Annotated in this window: 14 protein-coding genes; 10 read left to right on the top strand and 4 right to left on the bottom strand. The window is 68.6% G+C overall.

Annotated elements, in window-relative coordinates; genetic code table 11:
* Window positions 1-10 precede the first annotated feature (10 nt).
* Together H0B56_RS09535 and H0B56_RS09530 are read right to left on the bottom strand one after the other, a co-directional pair.
* Window positions 11-1,036: an AAA family ATPase gene (locus H0B56_RS09535; protein WP_180892942.1), complete on the bottom strand. Its 1,026-nt coding sequence runs from the start codon at window positions 1,034-1,036 to the stop codon at window positions 11-13.
* A 255-nt stretch (window positions 1,037-1,291) separates the two neighbouring features.
* Window positions 1,292-2,635: an NlpC/P60 family protein gene (locus H0B56_RS09530; protein ID WP_343063825.1), complete on the bottom strand. Its 1,344-nt coding sequence runs from the start codon at window positions 2,633-2,635 to the stop codon at window positions 1,292-1,294.
* A 671-nt stretch (window positions 2,636-3,306) separates the two neighbouring features.
* Here H0B56_RS09530 and H0B56_RS09525 point away from each other — a divergent pair.
* The 6 genes from H0B56_RS09525 to H0B56_RS09500 all read left to right on the top strand — a co-directional run bounded on the left by H0B56_RS09525 (window position 3,307) and on the right by H0B56_RS09500 (window position 11,030).
* Window positions 3,307-6,117: an aconitate hydratase gene (locus H0B56_RS09525; RefSeq protein ID WP_343063824.1), complete on the top strand. Its 2,811-nt coding sequence runs from the start codon at window positions 3,307-3,309 to the stop codon at window positions 6,115-6,117.
* Window positions 6,114-6,830 carry a TSUP family transporter gene (locus H0B56_RS09520; RefSeq protein ID WP_180892620.1) on the top strand — a complete coding sequence of 239 codons (717 nt, stop codon included), beginning with the start codon at window positions 6,114-6,116 and terminating at the stop codon, window positions 6,828-6,830. Before H0B56_RS09525 ends, H0B56_RS09520 begins: the two co-directional genes overlap by 4 nt.
* A gap of 204 nt (window positions 6,831-7,034) precedes the next feature.
* On the top strand, window positions 7,035-7,916 hold the full coding sequence (locus H0B56_RS23450) for a L,D-transpeptidase (protein WP_219632546.1): 882 nt from the start codon (window positions 7,035-7,037) through the stop codon (window positions 7,914-7,916).
* Window positions 7,917-7,936: 20 nt separating this feature from the next.
* A complete protein-coding gene (locus tag H0B56_RS09510; RefSeq protein WP_180892619.1) occupies window positions 7,937-8,764 on the top strand; it encodes a choice-of-anchor P family protein in 828 nt (275 codons plus the stop codon).
* Window positions 8,765-9,402: 638 nt separating this feature from the next.
* On the top strand, window positions 9,403-10,194 hold the full coding sequence (locus H0B56_RS09505; protein WP_180892618.1) for a L,D-transpeptidase: 792 nt from the start codon (window positions 9,403-9,405) through the stop codon (window positions 10,192-10,194).
* 23 nt (window positions 10,195-10,217) lie between these two features.
* Window positions 10,218-11,030: a choice-of-anchor P family protein gene (locus H0B56_RS09500; RefSeq protein WP_180892617.1), complete on the top strand. Its 813-nt coding sequence runs from the start codon at window positions 10,218-10,220 to the stop codon at window positions 11,028-11,030.
* Window positions 11,031-11,121: 91 nt separating this feature from the next.
* Here the strand turns inward: H0B56_RS09500 and H0B56_RS09495 are convergent, their stop codons facing one another.
* Complete coding sequence (locus H0B56_RS09495; protein ID WP_180892616.1) at window positions 11,122-12,039, bottom strand: LysR family transcriptional regulator; 918 nt, start codon at window positions 12,037-12,039, stop codon at window positions 11,122-11,124.
* Window positions 12,040-12,288: 249 nt separating this feature from the next.
* On the opposite strand from H0B56_RS09495, the gene H0B56_RS09490 reads away from it, so the two are divergent.
* Together H0B56_RS09490 and H0B56_RS09485 are read left to right on the top strand one after the other, a co-directional pair.
* Window positions 12,289-13,476 (top strand): Glu/Leu/Phe/Val family dehydrogenase, encoded by a 1,188-nt coding sequence (locus H0B56_RS09490; protein ID WP_180892615.1) that lies wholly within the window; start codon window positions 12,289-12,291, stop codon window positions 13,474-13,476.
* 131 nt (window positions 13,477-13,607) lie between these two features.
* On the top strand, window positions 13,608-14,189 hold the full coding sequence (locus tag H0B56_RS09485; RefSeq protein ID WP_180892614.1) for a TetR family transcriptional regulator: 582 nt from the start codon (window positions 13,608-13,610) through the stop codon (window positions 14,187-14,189).
* 186 nt (window positions 14,190-14,375) lie between these two features.
* Here H0B56_RS09485 and H0B56_RS09480 read toward each other — a convergent pair whose 3' ends face one another.
* Window positions 14,376-14,525 carry a hypothetical protein gene (locus tag H0B56_RS09480; RefSeq protein WP_180892613.1) on the bottom strand — a complete coding sequence of 50 codons (150 nt, stop codon included), beginning with the start codon at window positions 14,523-14,525 and terminating at the stop codon, window positions 14,376-14,378.
* A 101-nt stretch (window positions 14,526-14,626) separates the two neighbouring features.
* Between H0B56_RS09480 and H0B56_RS09475 the strand changes: the two genes are divergently transcribed.
* Complete coding sequence (locus H0B56_RS09475; RefSeq protein ID WP_180892612.1) at window positions 14,627-15,970, top strand: hemolysin family protein; 1,344 nt, start codon at window positions 14,627-14,629, stop codon at window positions 15,968-15,970.
* Window positions 15,967-17,010 (top strand): hemolysin family protein, encoded by a 1,044-nt coding sequence (locus H0B56_RS09470; protein WP_180892611.1) that lies wholly within the window; start codon window positions 15,967-15,969, stop codon window positions 17,008-17,010. Before H0B56_RS09475 ends, H0B56_RS09470 begins: the two co-directional genes overlap by 4 nt.

The following is a 17,010-nucleotide window of genomic DNA, read 5'->3' as shown; positions in this document are numbered from 1 at the left end:
ACTATCCGGCCTATCCGGACACACCAGCCGACATCGGCTGCCCGCTACCGGCGTGTGGCCGTGCGGAGACCTGCGGCAGTGGCACGGTCTGCAACACCCTGTTCACGATGTGGTCGACAGGAACGCCATCGGCGAGCGCGTCGTAGGACAGCACCAGTCGATGGCGCAGCACGTCCGGCGCGACGTCCACCACGTCCTGCGGGAGCACGTAGTCACGCCCGCGCACCAGGGCCAGCGCACGGGCCGAGGCGATGATCCCCAGGCTCGCGCGCGGCGACGCCCCGTAGGAGACCCAGCCGGACACATCGGACAGGCCGTGTTCACGGGGTGTCCGCGTCGCGAGAACCAGCCGGATGACGTAGTCCACAAGGGCGTGATGGACGAACACGTGCGATGCGACCCCCTGCAACCGCTTGAGCTCGTCGGGGGTGAGTACCTGATGCGGTTCGGGTGGTTCCACGCCCATCCGGTAGACGATCTCGCGCTCCTCCTCCGCCGAGGGGTAGTCGACGACGATCTTGAACAGGAAGCGGTCCCGCTGGGCCTCCGGCAACGGGTACACGCCCTCGTTCTCGATGGGGTTCTGCGTGGCCAGCACCAGGAACGGCTCGGGCATCGGGTACGTCGACCCGCCGATCGAGACGTGCTGCTCGGCCATCGTCTCGAGCATCGCCGACTGCACCTTCGCGGGCGCGCGGTTGACCTCGTCGGCGAGCACGAAGTTGGCGACCACCGGCCCGAGCTCGACGTCGAACTGCTCCTGGCCCTGCCGGTAGATGCGGGTACCGATGATGTCCGCGGGCACCAGGTCGGGGGTGAACTGCACGCGGGAGAACGACCCGCCGACCACGCGCGCGAACGTCTCCACGGCCAGCGTCTTGGCCACCCCGGGCACGCCCTCGAGCAGCAGGTGCCCCTTGGCGAGCAGGCCGACCAGCATCCGCTCCACGAGCCTGTCCTGGCCCACGATCACCCGTTTGACCTCGAACACCGTCTGTTCGAGCAGCTGGGCATCGCGCGCGGGCGTCGACTCCACCGCGTCCGCGGTACCGGAAGCAGGCTCCGCGCGGTCGGCACGAGCGTCGTCGTGCCGAACCTCGCCGTCTCCCCGGTTGCCGGCGTCGCCGGGCTCGCTCACAGTTCCTCCCTCGGTACGTACCTGCGCAGGCGGCTCATGGCGCGGCGCACCGGCCTCGCTCGCACGAGACCCGCGCGCCACCACATACCCTGCTACATGCGCGGTATGACCGTTGTGAAGGGGGCAGGGAGGACCGTTTCGTGCCGCGGCCGGTTACTCGATGACGCGGGTGGCATACGGCAGGATGTCGCCGTAGCGCACCGGAACGATCCGCACGTGCCCTCCCGACTGGGGCGCCTCGATCATCTGACCGTTGCCCAGGTACATCGCCACGTGATGGATCCCCTGTGTCCCCCAGAACAGCAGGTCACCGCGTCGCTTCTGGGACAGTGGCACCTTCCGGCCCTCGTCGTACTGGTACCCGCTGTACTTCGCGAGCGTGCGGTGCGGCGCGAAGGCGTACACCATCAGGCCCGAGCAGTCGAAACCGATCTTCTTGTAGTCGCCGTGCGCGTCGGCGACCCCGCCGTCCCGGACGCCGCGCGTCGGCCCCTGGGTGTTCCCGCCACCCCAGGCGTAGGGCACGCCGAGCTGTGACTTGGCGCGCTGGATCACGGTCTCGATCGAGACGTTGGACGACTGTGCCTGCTGCGCCTGGCCGCCATTCGATCCGGAGCTCTCGGCCGCGGCAAGCGCGGCCTGCTGGGCCTGCTTCTCCTCCTCGCGGCGCTTCTCCTCGCGCCATTCCTCGTAGCGCTGCCGCTGCCCTTCCAGATCCGACACGCGGGACTGCGCCGCGTAGAGTTTCTCGGCGACCTCGTCGCGTTCGGCCTCCAGCCGCTCGGTGCGCTCCGCCCGCGAGCTCCGCGCCTCGACGGCATCCTGATAGGCCGACTCGGCCGCCTGCGCGGCTTCTTCGGCCTCCCGTTGCCGCTGCTCGGCGATCTCGGCGGCCTCCCTGGCCGCGGCATCGGCGTTGGACTTCTCCACCCGTGCGGCGCGCACGCCCTCGAGGGCATCGCCCTCGCTGTCCCCCATGGCGCCGAGCAGCTGTTCCCTGGCGAGCAGCTCCTCGCGGCTGCTCGAACCGACATAGGCCGTCACCGACCCCACCGTGCTGCCTTGCTGGTAGCTGCCGGAGATGAACTCGTCCGCGCGCTGCCGCGCGGCTTCCAGGTCCTCGGCGGCACGGTCGGAGTCCCGCTGTGCCCGTTCGGCCTCGCGTTCGGCCTCCGCGGCGGCCTCCTCCGCCGAGGCCAGGTCGACCTGTGCCTTGTTGACCAGCTCCTCCTTCCTGGCCACCTCGGCACGAGCCCGCGCGAGGCGATCCTCGGCCTCGGCCAGCTCGTTGGTCAGCTCACCGACCTCGCCCGCGCGCTCCCGCTCCTGTTCCCTGCTCTGCTCGAGTTCGCTGTCGCTGGGATTCGGCGGTGGGGGCGGAACGGCGCCCGCCGTCGCAGGCACCCCGACAGCCACCACGAGCGCGGTCGCCGCGGCGGCGACCATGCCTCGCACGGTCCGGCCGCACTCTCCCCTTGGCCGTTTCGCCACCAGCACGAACTCCACCTCCTGAAGCGGGCCCGCCCGCACCCGTCGGACGCGGTTTCACCTACGCGAATCCGACGGTTCCGCGGAGCTGTCAACCTCAGCAATAAAACTTTGCCACAGGCGACAATCCAATACCAGCTACCACTCGTACACATTCGCACAACACGAATACGCACACACCTCATGTGTCACCTTAACCACAGGTGAGTAGCTCATTTCCGCGCCGCTGCCCCGCGACCAAGCGATATGAATCTCACCCGATCGGGTTGGGCATGGACGGCCATTCCTGCGCCGGCCGCGGGAAGACGTCCTGAAAGTCGATCCGGAAGTCGAATAGACACGGAAAGACACGGAAATGCCCCGGAACGCCATGCCGGTGGTCGAACCCGACAAACGGGAAACGGTTCCGCGCTCCCCTTCGGGGGAGGGTGACTGCCCGTCCGCTACCCGGCCCGCCCCATCCCGGCGCCACGCCGGGCAGGGGACGGGGTACGCTTGATCTATAAAAAGGACAGGCGTACGGTTTACTGTCGCGGGCCGACTGCTGTGCTTTCCCGTGGCCACCACCCGGCCGTTAGCCGGCCGCTGCCCGGGCTCCCGGCAACGGACAACCTCCCCGCACCGCTGTACCGACAAGCCCGATACAAGCCCGAACTGTGTCGACCTCGATGGAGACAGACGTGACTGCACCCGCAAGTAAGGACAGCTTTGGCTCCCGCTCCACGCTCCGGGTAGGAGACGAATCCTACGAGGTGTTCCGCCTCGACTCCGTCGCCGGCTCCGAGCGTCTCCCCTACAGCCTGAAGATCCTCCTGGAGAACCTGCTCCGTACCGAGGACGGGAAGAACATCACCGCCGACCAGATCTCCGCGCTGGCCGGCTGGGACCCGAAAGCGGAACCGTCGACGGAGATCCAGTTCACCCCCGGCCGGGTCATCATGCAGGACTTCACCGGCGTGCCCTGCGTCGTCGACCTTGCCACCATGCGTGAGGCCGTCACCGACCTCGGCGGCGACCCCGACAAGGTCAACCCGCTGGCGCCTGCCGAGATGGTCATCGACCATTCCGTGATCATCGACGTGTTCGGCAGCTCGGATGCCTTCGAGCGCAATGTCGAGATCGAGTACGAGCGCAACAAGGAGCGCTACCAGTTCCTGCGCTGGGGCCAGAACGCGTTCGACGAGTTCAAGGTCGTCCCGCCCGGCACAGGGATCGTGCACCAGGTCAACATCGAGTACCTGGCCCGCTCGGTCATGGCGCGCAACGGTCAGGCCTACCCGGACACCTGCGTCGGCACCGACTCGCACACCACCATGGTCAACGGCCTCGGCGTCCTCGGCTGGGGCGTCGGAGGTATCGAGGCCGAGGCGGCCATGCTCGGCCAGCCGGTGTCCATGCTCATCCCCCGCGTGGTCGGCTTCAAGCTCTCCGGCGACCTCCAGCCGGGCGTCACCGCCACGGACGTGGTGCTGACCATCACCGAGATGCTGCGTGAACACGGCGTCGTCGGCAAGTTCGTCGAGTTCTACGGCGAGAGTGTCGGTGCGGTGCCGCTGGCCAACCGCGCCACCATCGGCAACATGAGCCCCGAGTTCGGCTCCACGGCCGCGATCTTCCCGATCGACGAGGAGACACTGCGCTACCTCACGCTGACCGGGCGTTCGCAGGAGCAGCTCGACCTGGTCGAGGCGTATGCCAAGGAGCAAGGCCTGTGGCACGACCCGGCGAGGGAGCCGGTCTACTCCGAGTACCTCGAGCTCGACCTGTCCACCGTCGTACCGTCGATAGCGGGCCCCAAGCGGCCGCAGGACAGGGTCGCGCTGTCCGCCGCGCGGCCGTCGTTCCGGCAGTCGCTGCGCGACTACGTCACCCACGACGAGTCGGTGCCGCACACGAACCTGGACGAGGTCGACGAGGAGTCCTTCCCCGCAAGCGACGCACCCTCGCTGTCGTTCGGCACCGAGGACCGCAGTCCCGCGCGGTCCGCGGCGGCGGGCTCGAACGGCAGGCCGTCCAAGCCGGTCACGGTCAACTCGAGCGAGCGCGGCGAGTTCGAGCTCGACCACGGGGCCGTGGTCATCGCCTCCATCACCTCGTGCACCAACACCTCCAACCCGTCTGTGATGCTCGGCGCGGCCCTGCTGGCCCGCAACGCCGTTGAGAAGGGTCTGGAGTCCAAGCCGTGGGTCAAGACGTCGATGGCACCCGGATCGCAGGTGGTCACCAACTACTACGAGCGCGCGGGCCTGTGGCCGTACCTGGAGAAGCTGGGCTTCCACCTGGTCGGCTACGGCTGCACGACGTGCATCGGCAACTCGGGACCGCTGCCGCAGGAGATCTCCGAGGCGATCGCGGACAACGACCTGGCAGCGGTGTCCGTCCTGTCCGGCAACCGGAACTTCGAAGGCCGCATCAACCCCGACGTGAAGATGAACTACCTCGCGTCGCCTCCCCTGGTCATCGCCTACGCCCTTGCCGGGACGATGGACTTCGACTTCGACAACCAGCCCCTCGGTGTCGGCAAGGACGGTCAGCAGGTCTACCTCGCCGACATCTGGCCGACCCCGGCCGAGATCCAGCGGACGATCGACTCCTCGATCACCAAGGACATGTTCACCCAGGACTACGCCGACGTGTTCGACGGCGGGCAGCGGTGGAAGTCCCTGCCCACCCCGACCGGCAAGACCTTCGAGTGGGATGCCGACTCCACATACGTGCGCAAGCCCCCGTACTTCGACGGCATGCGGCTCGAGCCCGCACCGGTGACCGACATCAGCGGGGCGCGGGTACTCGCCAAGCTCGGTGACTCGGTGACCACCGACCACATCTCCCCCGCAGGCGCGATCAAGCTGGACTCCCCCGCCGGCCAGTACCTGGCGGCGCAGGGCGTCGAGCGCAAGGACTTCAACTCCTACGGTTCCCGCAGGGGCAACCACGAGGTGATGATCCGCGGGACCTTCGCCAACATCCGGCTGCGCAACCTGCTGCTCGATGACGTCCAGGGTGGCTACACCCGCGACTTCACCCAGCCGGGCGGGCCGCAGTCGTTCATCTTCGACGCCGCGCAGAACTACGCCCAGCAGGACATCCCGCTGGTCGTGCTCGGCGGCAAGGAGTACGGCTCGGGCTCGTCGCGGGACTGGGCAGCCAAGGGCACCCGGCTGCTCGGGGTCCGGGCGGTCATCGCCGAGTCGTTCGAGCGGATCCACCGCTCGAACCTGATCGGCATGGGCGTCATCCCGCTGCAGTTCCCGAGCGGGCAGTCGGCGGACTCGCTGGGCATCGACGGCACGGAGACCTTCGACATCAGCGGGATCACCGCGCTGAACGACGGGAGCACCCCGGAGACTGTGCGGGTCACAGCCACCCGCGAGGACGGCTCCACGGTGCGGTTCGACGCCGACGTCCGCATCGACACCCCGGGCGAGGCCGACTACTACCGCAACGGCGGCATCCTGCAGTACGTGCTGCGGAACATGCTGCAGTCGTGACACAGGCCCTGCTCGTCGCAGGGCTGGCGCTGTTCCTCGGCGCCGTCGTACAGGGCGCGGCCGGCTACGGGATGAACCTGCTGGCCGCGCCCGTACTGGCGCTGGTCGACCCCAGCCTGGTGCCCGTGCCGTTGCTGCTGGTCAGCACGGTGCACGCGGTGCTGGCCGTCGCGCGCGAGCACCGGCACACCGACTGGTCCGGGGTCGGCTGGGCCATCGCGGGGCGGGTTCCCGGAGTGGCACTCGGCGTGCTCATCGTCGCCTCGCTGGCGCCCCGCCCGTTCTCCGTCGTCGTGGGCCTGTCCGTACTGGTCTGCGTGCTGCTGTCGGTCACGACGTGGCACCCGCGGCCGACGCCGCGCGCACTCGTACTCGGTGGTGTGGCAGGCGGTACGTTCGGGACCGCCGCCACCATCGGCGGACCCCCCATCGCCTTGCTGTACCAGCATGAGAACGGAGCCACCATCCGCTCGACGATGGCGGTCTACTTCGTGTGCGGATCGCTGCTGTCCATCGGGGGGCTGGCGCTCGGCGGCCAGGTCCACTCCGACCCGGTCCTCCAGGCAGGCACGCTGCTGCCGTTCATGCTCACCGGGTTCGTGCTGTCCAACCCGCTCCGCCGGTTCCTCGACGCGGGCTGGATGCGGCCCGCCGTCCTGCTCATCGCCACCGCCAGCGCTCTCGCGCTGCTCGTGCGCAGCCTCGTCGGCTGACGCCGGTCCGGCACCCGCCTCGCCACGTCACAGCCCGCTCGATGGCACAGGGATTTCGAGTCGCTAACGAAGCGACGGCGAGAGGACCAGGCCCGTCACCCGGCTTCCGCTGTAACGTTAATCCGATCAGGGTAGATATAACTCGTAATTCGAGCGATCGTGATCGCTCCCCTTCACCCTGACCTCGTACAGCAAGGCCGCCACGTGACTGGACGACACACTTCCGCTGCCGCGGGCGCGCGCACGTGGCCGACAGCCGTGCTGTCGGCTGCCGCGGGTGTGCTCGCCGTGCTGGTCGTGCTCGCCGGGTTGATGTGGATGATCGGGTCGTCCGACGGCGCCGAGCACCCTGGGCGCGCCCAGCAGGGCGAGCAGGACGGCCGGGCCGGGCAGCCGGGGCGGTCCGGGCAGTCGGAGACCGGAACCGACACCGTCGAGCTGGTCGACTCCACTACGCACACCACCGTCGAGGGCGCTCCCGTGGACCCGGCTCCCCGGCAGGGCACCGACGGGATCATCGTGCACCCCCTGCGACCGACCCCGGTGCACGCCGAGCCGGGCGGCGAGGCGATCGCCAGGATGACGCCCACACAGATCAGCGACACGTGGTTACCGGTCATCGACGAGCGCGACGGCTGGGTACGCGTGCTGCTTCCGTCCAGGCCGAACGGGTCCACCGGGTGGCTGCGCGGCGAGGACCTCGAGCGCGCCTTCACCCCGTACACGATCCGCGTGCATCTGGAGTCCATGACGCTGCGCCTGCTCTTTCGGGGCGACGAGATCGGCTCCTGGCCCATCGGTATCGGCAAGGCGGACACACCGACGCCCGCGGGCCGCACCTTCCTGCTCGGTTCGTTCACCGACGCCGAGCAGCAGTTCTCCCCGGTCATCCTTCCGCTGGGGTCGCACAGCGACACGCTGGACGACTTCGGCGGTGGGCCGGGCACCGTGGCCATTCACACCTGGCCGACCGAGGACGTCCTCGGCACCGCGACCAGCCACGGCTGCATCCGCGTACCGCGGGACGCGCTCGACCGACTCACGGAGGTACCACTGGGGACGCTCGTCCTCGTGGATCAGCAATAACGAAGAAAGGCACGCGATACATGAAACGACGAGCACTCGCCGGAATGGGAGCCACGGTCGGTTCTCTCACCGCCGCAACCGCACTGTTGATCGGGGCGGTGTCCGGGCACGCATCGCCGTCCCCCTCCGAGGCCTACGGCGCCTTCATCACCGGCGTGATCGACCCACCGCAACCGCACGTGCAATCCACCGACGGGACCGAGCAGTCCGACACACTCGCGGAGCTGCCGGACAACCCGCTGCTGGATCTGCGGGCCGCGACGGTCACCGCGGGAGACGGCCACGCCTCGGTGGAGCTTGCCAACGTCGAGATCGTGCCATCGGGCGGGCTGCCACCCGAGCTCGAGGAAGCGCTTCAGCCGCTGCTGGATCCCGTCGAGAGCGGAGTCACCCAGCTCTGCGCGGAGGATCCGACGCAAGATCTCAGCGGGGAACTTCCCGGGGAGCTCGATCCGCTGACCGAGCAGCTCAGCTCGCAGCAGTTGTGTGACGTTGCCGAGGGCGGTACTCCCGCCCTGCTGTCGGCCGATCTGATCACGGTCGCCTGCGAGGGCGACTCCGGCACCTTCGAGATCGCCAATCTGCGGCTGCTCGGACAGGAGATCGAGATCCCCGGCCCGGACGCCAATACGGAGATCCCGCTCGACCCGCTGGTGAACATCACATTCAACAAGCAGTTCAGCGACGACGACGGCTTCACCACACAGGCAATGGCCGTCGAGCTCGCCGAAGGCGAGTTCGAGGTCGTGCTGGCCTCCGCCACGTGCGGCACGGCGCAGGATGAGCCCGAGGAGCCCATGGCTCCGAAGCCGACTCCTGTCGAGACCCAGCTTCCCGTAACGGGCTGACCTCCACGGGCTGACGTCCGCACGTCGCGATGGCCCGGCCGGTTCACCGGCCGGGCCATTCCGTCATGCCCGGCCGAGGGTATGCGCGCGCTCCGGTGCCCGCCGTACCGCGCACCGTTCCGAAGCGCGCGCAGTACCCGGATCGACCCCGAGGAAGCGAATCGCGTTCGGAAACACCGCCACGAACCGGAACCGTGGCGGTGCTGGCCGGGCCGCGGTCCCGATTACCGCACGGTATCCCGCGAGTTCACCGCCATCTCATCACTCTGTCGAGTGAAGTTCGCCGGTCAGGCACCATCCGGCGGGCCGGCCCGAGGGGGCCCGGATGCGGCCCCGACACGCCGCGCGGCGCTGTACCGGGTTCACGCTACGTCGCCGCGAGGTGCCGCCGTGACAGCGTTTTCGCAGCTCATGATCATCGACAACGGACCCGCTACGGGCACGCGACCATCACGGTGCGTACAAGGTGGATCCCTCGCAGTTGTCCACTCCCGAACGTGCTAGGTTCATCGGCAGCTCGGGGACGTAAGTAGGTAAACCAGACAAGCACCGGAATTTCCGCGTGCGTCCACATCATTGGGAAGTCAACTGTGTCGGATGAGGGTGTTTCAGGTTCTTCAGGCCGGTCACGCCTGCCCATGCTGCTGGTCTCGGTGGTCGCCGGGGTACTGGCGGTAGCACTGGTGCTGGCCGGAGTCATGTGGCTGTCGGGGTCCGACGAGGCCGGTCAGCCACAAGCGGCGAACGAACCGGTGGAGGTGGATCCGACCTCGTTGGAGAATCTGCCGGTCGCCGATACGCACGCCACGATCGAGGGCGCTCCCGAGGATCCGGACCCGCAAGGCGAGACGGACGGCACGATCGTCCACCCGACGGTTACCACCCCGGTGCACGACGCCCCGGACGGTGAGCCGATCGCGCGGATGGAGCCCGAGCAGCTCGGGGACACCTGGTTGACCGTCATCGATGAGCAGGACGGGTGGGTCCAGGTACTGATGCCGTCACGACCCAACCTGTCCACCGGCTGGCTGCCCACGGATGACCTCGAGGAGGCGTACACCCCGTACGTCATCGAGGTGCACCTGGGGTCCATGGAAATGAACCTGCGCTTCGAAGGTGAGCAGGTCGAGTCCTGGGAAATCGGCATCGGCAAGGAGGACACCCCCACTCCGACGGGGCGTACCTACCTGATGGGATCGTTCACCGACGCCAACCAGCCCTTCTCGGAAGTGATTCTTCCGCTGGGGTCGCACAGCGACACGCTGGACGACTTCGGCGGTGGGCCGGGCACCGTGGCCATCCACACCTGGCCGACCGAGGACGTCCTCGGCACCGCGACCAGCCACGGCTGCATCCGCGTACCGCAGCACGCGCTGGAGCGGCTGACCGAGGTACCACTAGGGACTCCTGTCCTCGTGGATCAGCAATAGTACAGAAAGGGACCCAACGAGATATGAGAAGACGAGCAATGGCCGGTGCCGGCGCTAGCGCCGTGGGCGCCGCGACCGCCGTCACCGCACTCGTGCTTGGTTCGGTCACCGGGCACGCCCAGACCGGCACCTCGGAGGCGTTCGGCGTCGAGGCCGTCGGCGGCGCCCTCAACATCGACAAGACCCCGCACGCGGTCTCCGACGACGGTGTGGAGGACAGCAAGGAGCTGGCCAACGTCGACCTGCAGGACTTCGGCAACATCGACGTGCTGAAGGCCACTGCCGGGGACAACTCCGCAAGCGCCAAGACGGCCGGTGTCGACCTGGGCTCGGAAGAGCTGGGCAGCCTCAGCGCCCGGGTCATCAACGTGCAGTGCGACGGTGAGGACCGTTCGACCGAGATCGTCGGGCTCGGCGGTTCGTTCGGCGGCGAGGAGTTCGACGAGAGCTTCGCTCCCGACCCCAACACCGAGATCCCGGCCGACCCGCTGCTGAACGTCACGTTCAACAAGCAGTTCACCGACGACGACGGCCGGCACGTCGTGCAGGGTGTCGTCATCGAGGTCCTGAACGGTGACGACCTGCCTCAGGAGCTGACCGACCTCGCCGGGCACAAGATCGTGCTGAGCTCCGCCACCTGCGGCGGCCCCGCCGACGACGGTGACAACGGCGACGGTGACGACGGCGACGACGGCAACGGCGACGGTGACAACGGCGACAAGCCGGGTGACGGTGACGGCGACGGCGATGACGGCGCCGGTGACGGTGACGGCGACGGCAAGCCGACGGCCCCGAAGCCGACCCCGACCGAGACCGAGCTCCCGGTCACGGGCTGAGCCAGCCTCATCCCGACCCGCGTGGGCCCTGCCGAGATCTTCTCGGCAGGGCCCACGTTTTTGTGCTCTCCCCGCTCGCTCCGCAGGCACACTACCGCCCGACCGCCGACAGGCCGATCTCGGCAGCCGTGGAGCGCACCACGTCGATGATCAGGTTCAGCGCCGGCCTCCGTAGCGCGGTGCTCCGGTACACAATCGACACCGTTCGAGTGATCGGCGCGGTCAGCGCAAGGGCATCCATGCCCGGCGGCCGCAGCTGCAACCCCAGGTCGGAGACCAGCGTGACGCCGAGCCCGGCGGCCACCATGGACATCGCTGTCGACTGCTCCTCCACCTCGTGGGTGATCCGCAGGTCGAACCCGTTGCGCAGGCACGCCGCGCGCACGGCGGTACCGAAGTGGCTCTTGGGTCCCGAGAGAATCCACGGCTGGTCTGCCAGGTCCGCGAGGTCCACCGGGCCCGACCCCAACGTTCCTGCGGGAGCGGCGACGTGCAGCCGCTCTACCGCGATCTGCGAGCCGAGCAGGCTGGAGTCCCACGGCATCGGTGCGTCGGCGTAGTCGATCACGAAAGCGAGGTCGAGCTCGCCGTCCCGCACCGCGAGCGCGGTGGCTTCCGGTGCCAGTTGCCTGGTTCTCAGCTGGATCCCCGGATGCCGGCCGGCCAGTGTGTCCATCGCCTTCGGCAACAGTCCTGCCGCGACTGTCGCGAATACACCCGTGGTCAGCCGGACCGCCGTCGCTTCCTGTGCCTCCTCGAGCGCCATGCTGGCCCGTTCGACGGCGCCGAGGATCTCCTCGGCGTGCTCGGCAAGCAACGTACCGAGCTCGGTCAGCTGTACCCGCCTACCGATCCGTTCGAACAACCGCGCGCCGACATCGCGCTCCAGCTGCGCGAGCTGCTGCGACACGGCCGAGGCCGTGTAGTGCAACGACGACGCCGCGGCCGTCACGGTCCCCCTGCGGTGTAGCTCCCGCAGCATCCTCAACCGGTGTAGCGACAGGTCCATGAACGAACCATAAACAGACCAGTCCACGATCCGTAACTAGACGCGCAGGCGTTGGCGCACGCATGCTGAAAGTAGCAACGGGGCCCATGCTCGTCGCACGGATCGAACCGCCTCAGTCATCACGACGTCCTCGCCGGCCAGCCAACTACCTCACGGGCACGCGGCTGGTCTCGCGATCGCCGCGCGAGACGATCCGACCACGACAGGCCCGACCCGTGACCTGTGCGTATGTCTGGAGGTGGTGGACCGATGACGACACGCGACCCCATGGTGCAAGTCACCTGGACCGACCCGGTCACGGGAAAGCGTGGCTACCTGGTCGTGCACAGCTTGGTCTCCGGTCTGACCACCGGAGGAACCCGGATGCGGGCAGGCTGCACCGCCTCCGAGGTGGCCGATCTGGCGAGGGGAATGGACGCCAAGACCGCGGCGTTCAACCTGCCCATCGGCGGCGCCAAGGGCGGCATCGACTGCGACCCCAAGGACCCTGCGGCGCGTGGGGTGCTCGAGCGGTTCTGCACGGCCATGCGGCCCTGGCTGGACGACCACTGGGTCACCGCGGAGGACCTCGGAGTGCCGCAGGACCTCATCGACGACGTGTTCGCCTCGCTCGGACTGGACCAGACCTACCACGCCGCGATCAGGCGCGCACCCGACCCGCAACGCACCCTCCAACGGGTGCGGGCGGGCCTGCACACGCCCGTTCCCGGGGGCCACGTCCTCGGCGATGTGATCGGCGGGTACGGCGTCGCACAGGCCTGCCTCGGCATCGCGAGCGCCTGGGGCTGGACCGAGGAGGCCACGACGGTCGCCGTGCAGGGGGTGGGCACCATGGGCGGCGGCGCCGCCTGGTACCTGCACGAGGCAGGCGTGCCGGTCGTGGCCGTCGCCGACGCGCGGGGAACGCTGTACGACCCGGAGGGCCTGGACGTCCAGATGCTCCTCGAGCTCCGGGACGGCTACGGCGAGATCGACCGCGACCGGCTCCCCGCCGACGTGCGGCAGCTGCCCCGGGACGCGATCACCTCCGTCGAGGCCGACATCCTCGTGCCCGCCGCGATCTCGTACGCGATCACCGAGGCCAACGTCGGTGCGGTCCGCGCGAAGGTGGTGGTGGAGGCCGCGAACGCGGCAACCACCCCGGAGGCGGAGGCCGTGCTGACCGCGCGTGGCGTACCGGTGATCCCGGACTTCATCGCCAACGCGGGTGCCGCGGCGTGGGCATGGTGGCTGCTGCTCGGCGAGGTGGGCGCGGAGCCCGCGGACTCGTTCCTGCGGCTGCGTTCGGAGATGCAGTCCAAGGTCGCCTTGCTCCTCGCTGACTGGGACTCGGCACGGATCCCGCCGCGTGACTCCGGAATCGCGCTCGCCGACCGCAACCGCGCCCAGAGCGTCGAGGCCGAGGCCCACGGCTCCGGCGCCCTCGCGATCCCCTAGGCTGAAGGGCGCTTTCGGTCCGTGTAATGGACCGAAAGCGCCCTTCAGCGCGTCCTCCTGACGGGTGGAGGGACATCACAGTACGTACGTACGGATTGCACGAACGGCCGCACCGGTGACAGGATCACAGGGTGCCACGGGTGAGTCAGGATCATCTCGACGCGCGCCGTCGACAGATACTCGACGGCGCGCGGGTGTGTTTCGCGCGATACGGCTACGAGGCCGCCACCGTGCGCCGGCTCGAGGACACCATCGGCCTCTCGCGCGGGGCGATCTTTCATCACTTCAAGGACAAGGAGTCGTTGTTCCTCGCCCTCGCCGAGGACGACGCGGCCCGCATGGCCGATGTCGTCGCCCGCCAAGGGCTCGTCCAGGTCATGCGCGACCTGCTCGCCGGGGACAGCGCACACCCGCCCGACTGGCTCGGTACACGCCTCGAGGTCTCCCGGCGGCTACGCACCGACCCCGAGTTCCGCGCGCGTTGGGCCGAGCGGTCCCGGAAGATCACTGTCGCGACCAGGGACCGGCTGCTGCGCCAGCGCGAGGCTGGGAAGCTGCGCGACGACGTGGATGTGGACGTGCTCACCTCGTTCCTCGAGCTGGTACTCGAGGGACTTGTCTCACACCTGGCCATGGGCTTCCCCGCCGATGACGTGGAACCTGTGCTGGACCTCGTCGAGGAGACCGCCCGCCGACACCGTGCCGGCGAGTAACCCACGACACGCACGCTCGGCCGGCCCGGAGCACGCGAGCTATTCTGAGCGACCGATAACGGGCTATCATCGTAACTGCCGAGTGTTCACTGGCCCGTCGTATTGACACCTTCCGAACAACGCCGACATCGCTGCAAGGAGTGACCACCCCTCGTGCGCATTGCGCCGTCACCCGATGACAGTGTTTTATGCCGCGCGCGCCGCGGTCACCACCGCGTTCCATGCCGCGCGCGCCGCGGTCACCACCGCGTTCCATGCCGCGCGCGCCGCGGTCACCACCGCGTTCCATGCCGCGCGCGCCGCGGTCACCACCGCGTTCCATGCCGCGCGCGTCACCGTTACGACCGTGTGCGCTCACCCGGCCCGGCGACTGAGCACGCCGTGCGGCGCGCGATCCGAGGCAGGCCTACCGGACCCACCGAACGGGGCGGCCACTGATGGACACGTTGCTCGCCGCCGGCGGCGTGCTGTTCTTCCTGCTGCTGACCGTGGGTACCGGGCTCGCTGTCGCCGCTGAGTTCTCGCTGACGGCGCTGGAACGCAGCACCGTCGAGACCAACGTCCAGCAGCGCGGTGACCGCCGCGCGCGCACCGTGCTGAAAGCTCACCGCACCCTGTCGTTCCAGCTGTCCGGGGCGCAGGTCGCGATCACCATCACCACCCTGGTCAGCGGTTTCCTCGCCGAACCCATCATCGGCCAGTTCGTCCGCCCGCTCTTCACCGCGCTGGGTGCAGGCGAGCGAGCGGCAGGCGTCATCTCGCTGGCGACCGCGTTGTTCCTGGCGACCTCCCTGTCGATGGTCTTCGGTGAGATGGTGCCCAAGAACCTCGCCATCGCCCGCCCGCTGGGCACAGCGCGGTTCGTCGCCGGTTACCACTCCAGGTTCTCGTCCCTGTTCGCCTGGCTGATCCGGTTGCTCAACAACGGTGCCAACCGGATCGTCCAGCTGTGCGGCATCGAGCCTCAGGAGGAACTGCGCTCGGCGCGTTCACCCCAGGAGCTCGGGTCGATCGTGCGGTCCAGTGCCGAGCGAGGCACGCTCAACGCCTCCACGGCCGAGCTGCTCGGCCGCTCGCTACGTTTCGGCAACCGCACAGCCGGTGAGCTGATGACCCCGCGCGTTCGCATCCAGTACCTGCTGCGGCACAACTCGATCAACGACTTGCTCGCGCTGGCGCGCAGCACCGGACTGTCCCGCTTCCCGGTCTGCAGCGAGGACCTCGACGGTGTCATCGGTGCCGTACACATCAAGCAGGCATTCACCATTCCCACGGCCGACCGTGATGCCGTCGAGGTCGTGTCGCTGACCCGCCCCATCCCCACGGTGCCCGAGTCGCTGCAGGGAGATGCACTGCTCAACCGGCTTCGCGACTCCGGCCTGCAGCTGGCGATCATCGTCGACGAGTACGGCGGCACCGCGGGCCTGGTCACCCTCGAAGACGTCGTCGAGGAGATCATCGGGGACGTGCGCGACGAGCACGACTACGGCGAGGAAGCTCCCGCCCAGCGGACCGGTGAACACAGCTGGCTGGTCTCCGGGCAGCTGCGTGGCGACGAGCTCGCCGAGATCACCGGGTTCGTCATGCCGGAAGGCGACTACGAGACCGTCGCCGGACTGGTTCTGGCCATGCTCGGTGAGATCCCGAGTCCGGGTGAGTCGGTGACCGTCGGCAACTGGGTCCTCACCGTCACCCGGCTGGACCGGCACCGCATCGCGGAACTCAGCGTGCGGAGGCCGGACTCGGAGGACGTACCCGAGCACGGGGCGGTGCGGTCATGAACGACTGGCTCTCCGTCCTGATGGTCGTGCTCGTCCTGCTGGCCAACGCATTCTTCGTCGGCGCCGAGTTCGCGTTGATCTCCTCGCGCCGGGACCGGCTGGAAGCCCTGCTCGAGCAAGGCAAGACCCGGGCAAGGATCGTCATCAGCGCGAGCAAGAACGTCTCCCTGATGCTGGCGGGCGCCCAGCTGGGCATTACGATCTGCTCCCTGCTGCTCGGGCGCCTCGGTGAGCCCGCTGTGGCCCACCAGCTGGCACTACTGTTCGACCTGACCGACGTGCCCGCGTACATCACACACGCGATCTCGTTCGCGATCGCCCTGGCATTGGTCACCGTCGCGCACGTGCTTCTCGGCGAGATGGTCCCGAAGAACCTCGCCATCGCCGAACCGGAACGCCTCGCGCTGTGGCTGGTTCCCGTGCACGTGGTGTGGGTGAAGGTCGCCAGCCCCTTCATCTGGACACTCAACGTCACAGCCAACCTCATCCTGCGCATGTTCCGCGTGACGCCGAAGGACGAGATGGAAACCGCGTACACCTCGCGCGAGCTCGCCGAGCTGCTGAGCCAGTCCCGGAAGGAGGGGCTCATCGAGCACTCCGAGCACCGCAGGCTCAGCCAGACGCTGTCCTCGGTGGAGAAGTCGGTCGCCGACGTTCTCGTGCCATCGGGCGAGCTCACCACGCTGGATCAGGACGCCACCGTCGGTGACGTGGAACGGGCGGTGTCGACGACCGGGTTCTCCCGCTTCCCGGTCCGCACCGGCTCCGGTGAGCTCGTCGGTTACGTCCACCTCAAGGACGTGCTCGACCAGATCAACGAGCAGACCGACTCCCGCGTGCCGGCGAGCAGGCTCCGCCGCCTCACGCGGCTGCCCGTCACCGCGCGGCTCGACGACGCGCTGTCAGCCATGCGGCAGGACGGCAGCCATCTGGCGTGCGCGGTCGCCGACGACGGGGCGACCGTGGGCGTGGTCGCGCTCGAAGACCTGGTCGAGGAGTACGTCGGGACGGTTCGCGACGGCACGCATGTGGCACTCTGA

It is taken from the genome of Haloechinothrix aidingensis (assembly GCF_013450155.1).
Taxonomy (GTDB): domain Bacteria; phylum Actinomycetota; class Actinomycetes; order Mycobacteriales; family Pseudonocardiaceae; genus Haloechinothrix; species Haloechinothrix aidingensis.
Note: the sequence above shows the minus strand (reverse complement) of the source record. Positions and strands in the feature narration are given on the sequence as shown.

Coding starts and splice junctions, on each gene's coding strand:
- H0B56_RS09475 (WP_180892612.1), top strand. CDS start 14,627: ATGGACACGTTGCTCGCCGCCGGCGGCGTGCTGTTCTTCCTGCTGCTG.
- H0B56_RS09495 (WP_180892616.1), bottom strand. CDS start 12,039: ATGGACCTGTCGCTACACCGGTTGAGGATGCTGCGGGAGCTACACCGC.
- H0B56_RS09505 (WP_180892618.1), top strand. CDS start 9,403: ATGCTGCTGGTCTCGGTGGTCGCCGGGGTACTGGCGGTAGCACTGGTG.
- H0B56_RS09500 (WP_180892617.1), top strand. CDS start 10,218: ATGAGAAGACGAGCAATGGCCGGTGCCGGCGCTAGCGCCGTGGGCGCC.
- H0B56_RS09470 (WP_180892611.1), top strand. CDS start 15,967: ATGAACGACTGGCTCTCCGTCCTGATGGTCGTGCTCGTCCTGCTGGCC.
- H0B56_RS09490 (WP_180892615.1), top strand. CDS start 12,289: ATGACGACACGCGACCCCATGGTGCAAGTCACCTGGACCGACCCGGTC.
- H0B56_RS09510 (WP_180892619.1), top strand. CDS start 7,937: ATGAAACGACGAGCACTCGCCGGAATGGGAGCCACGGTCGGTTCTCTC.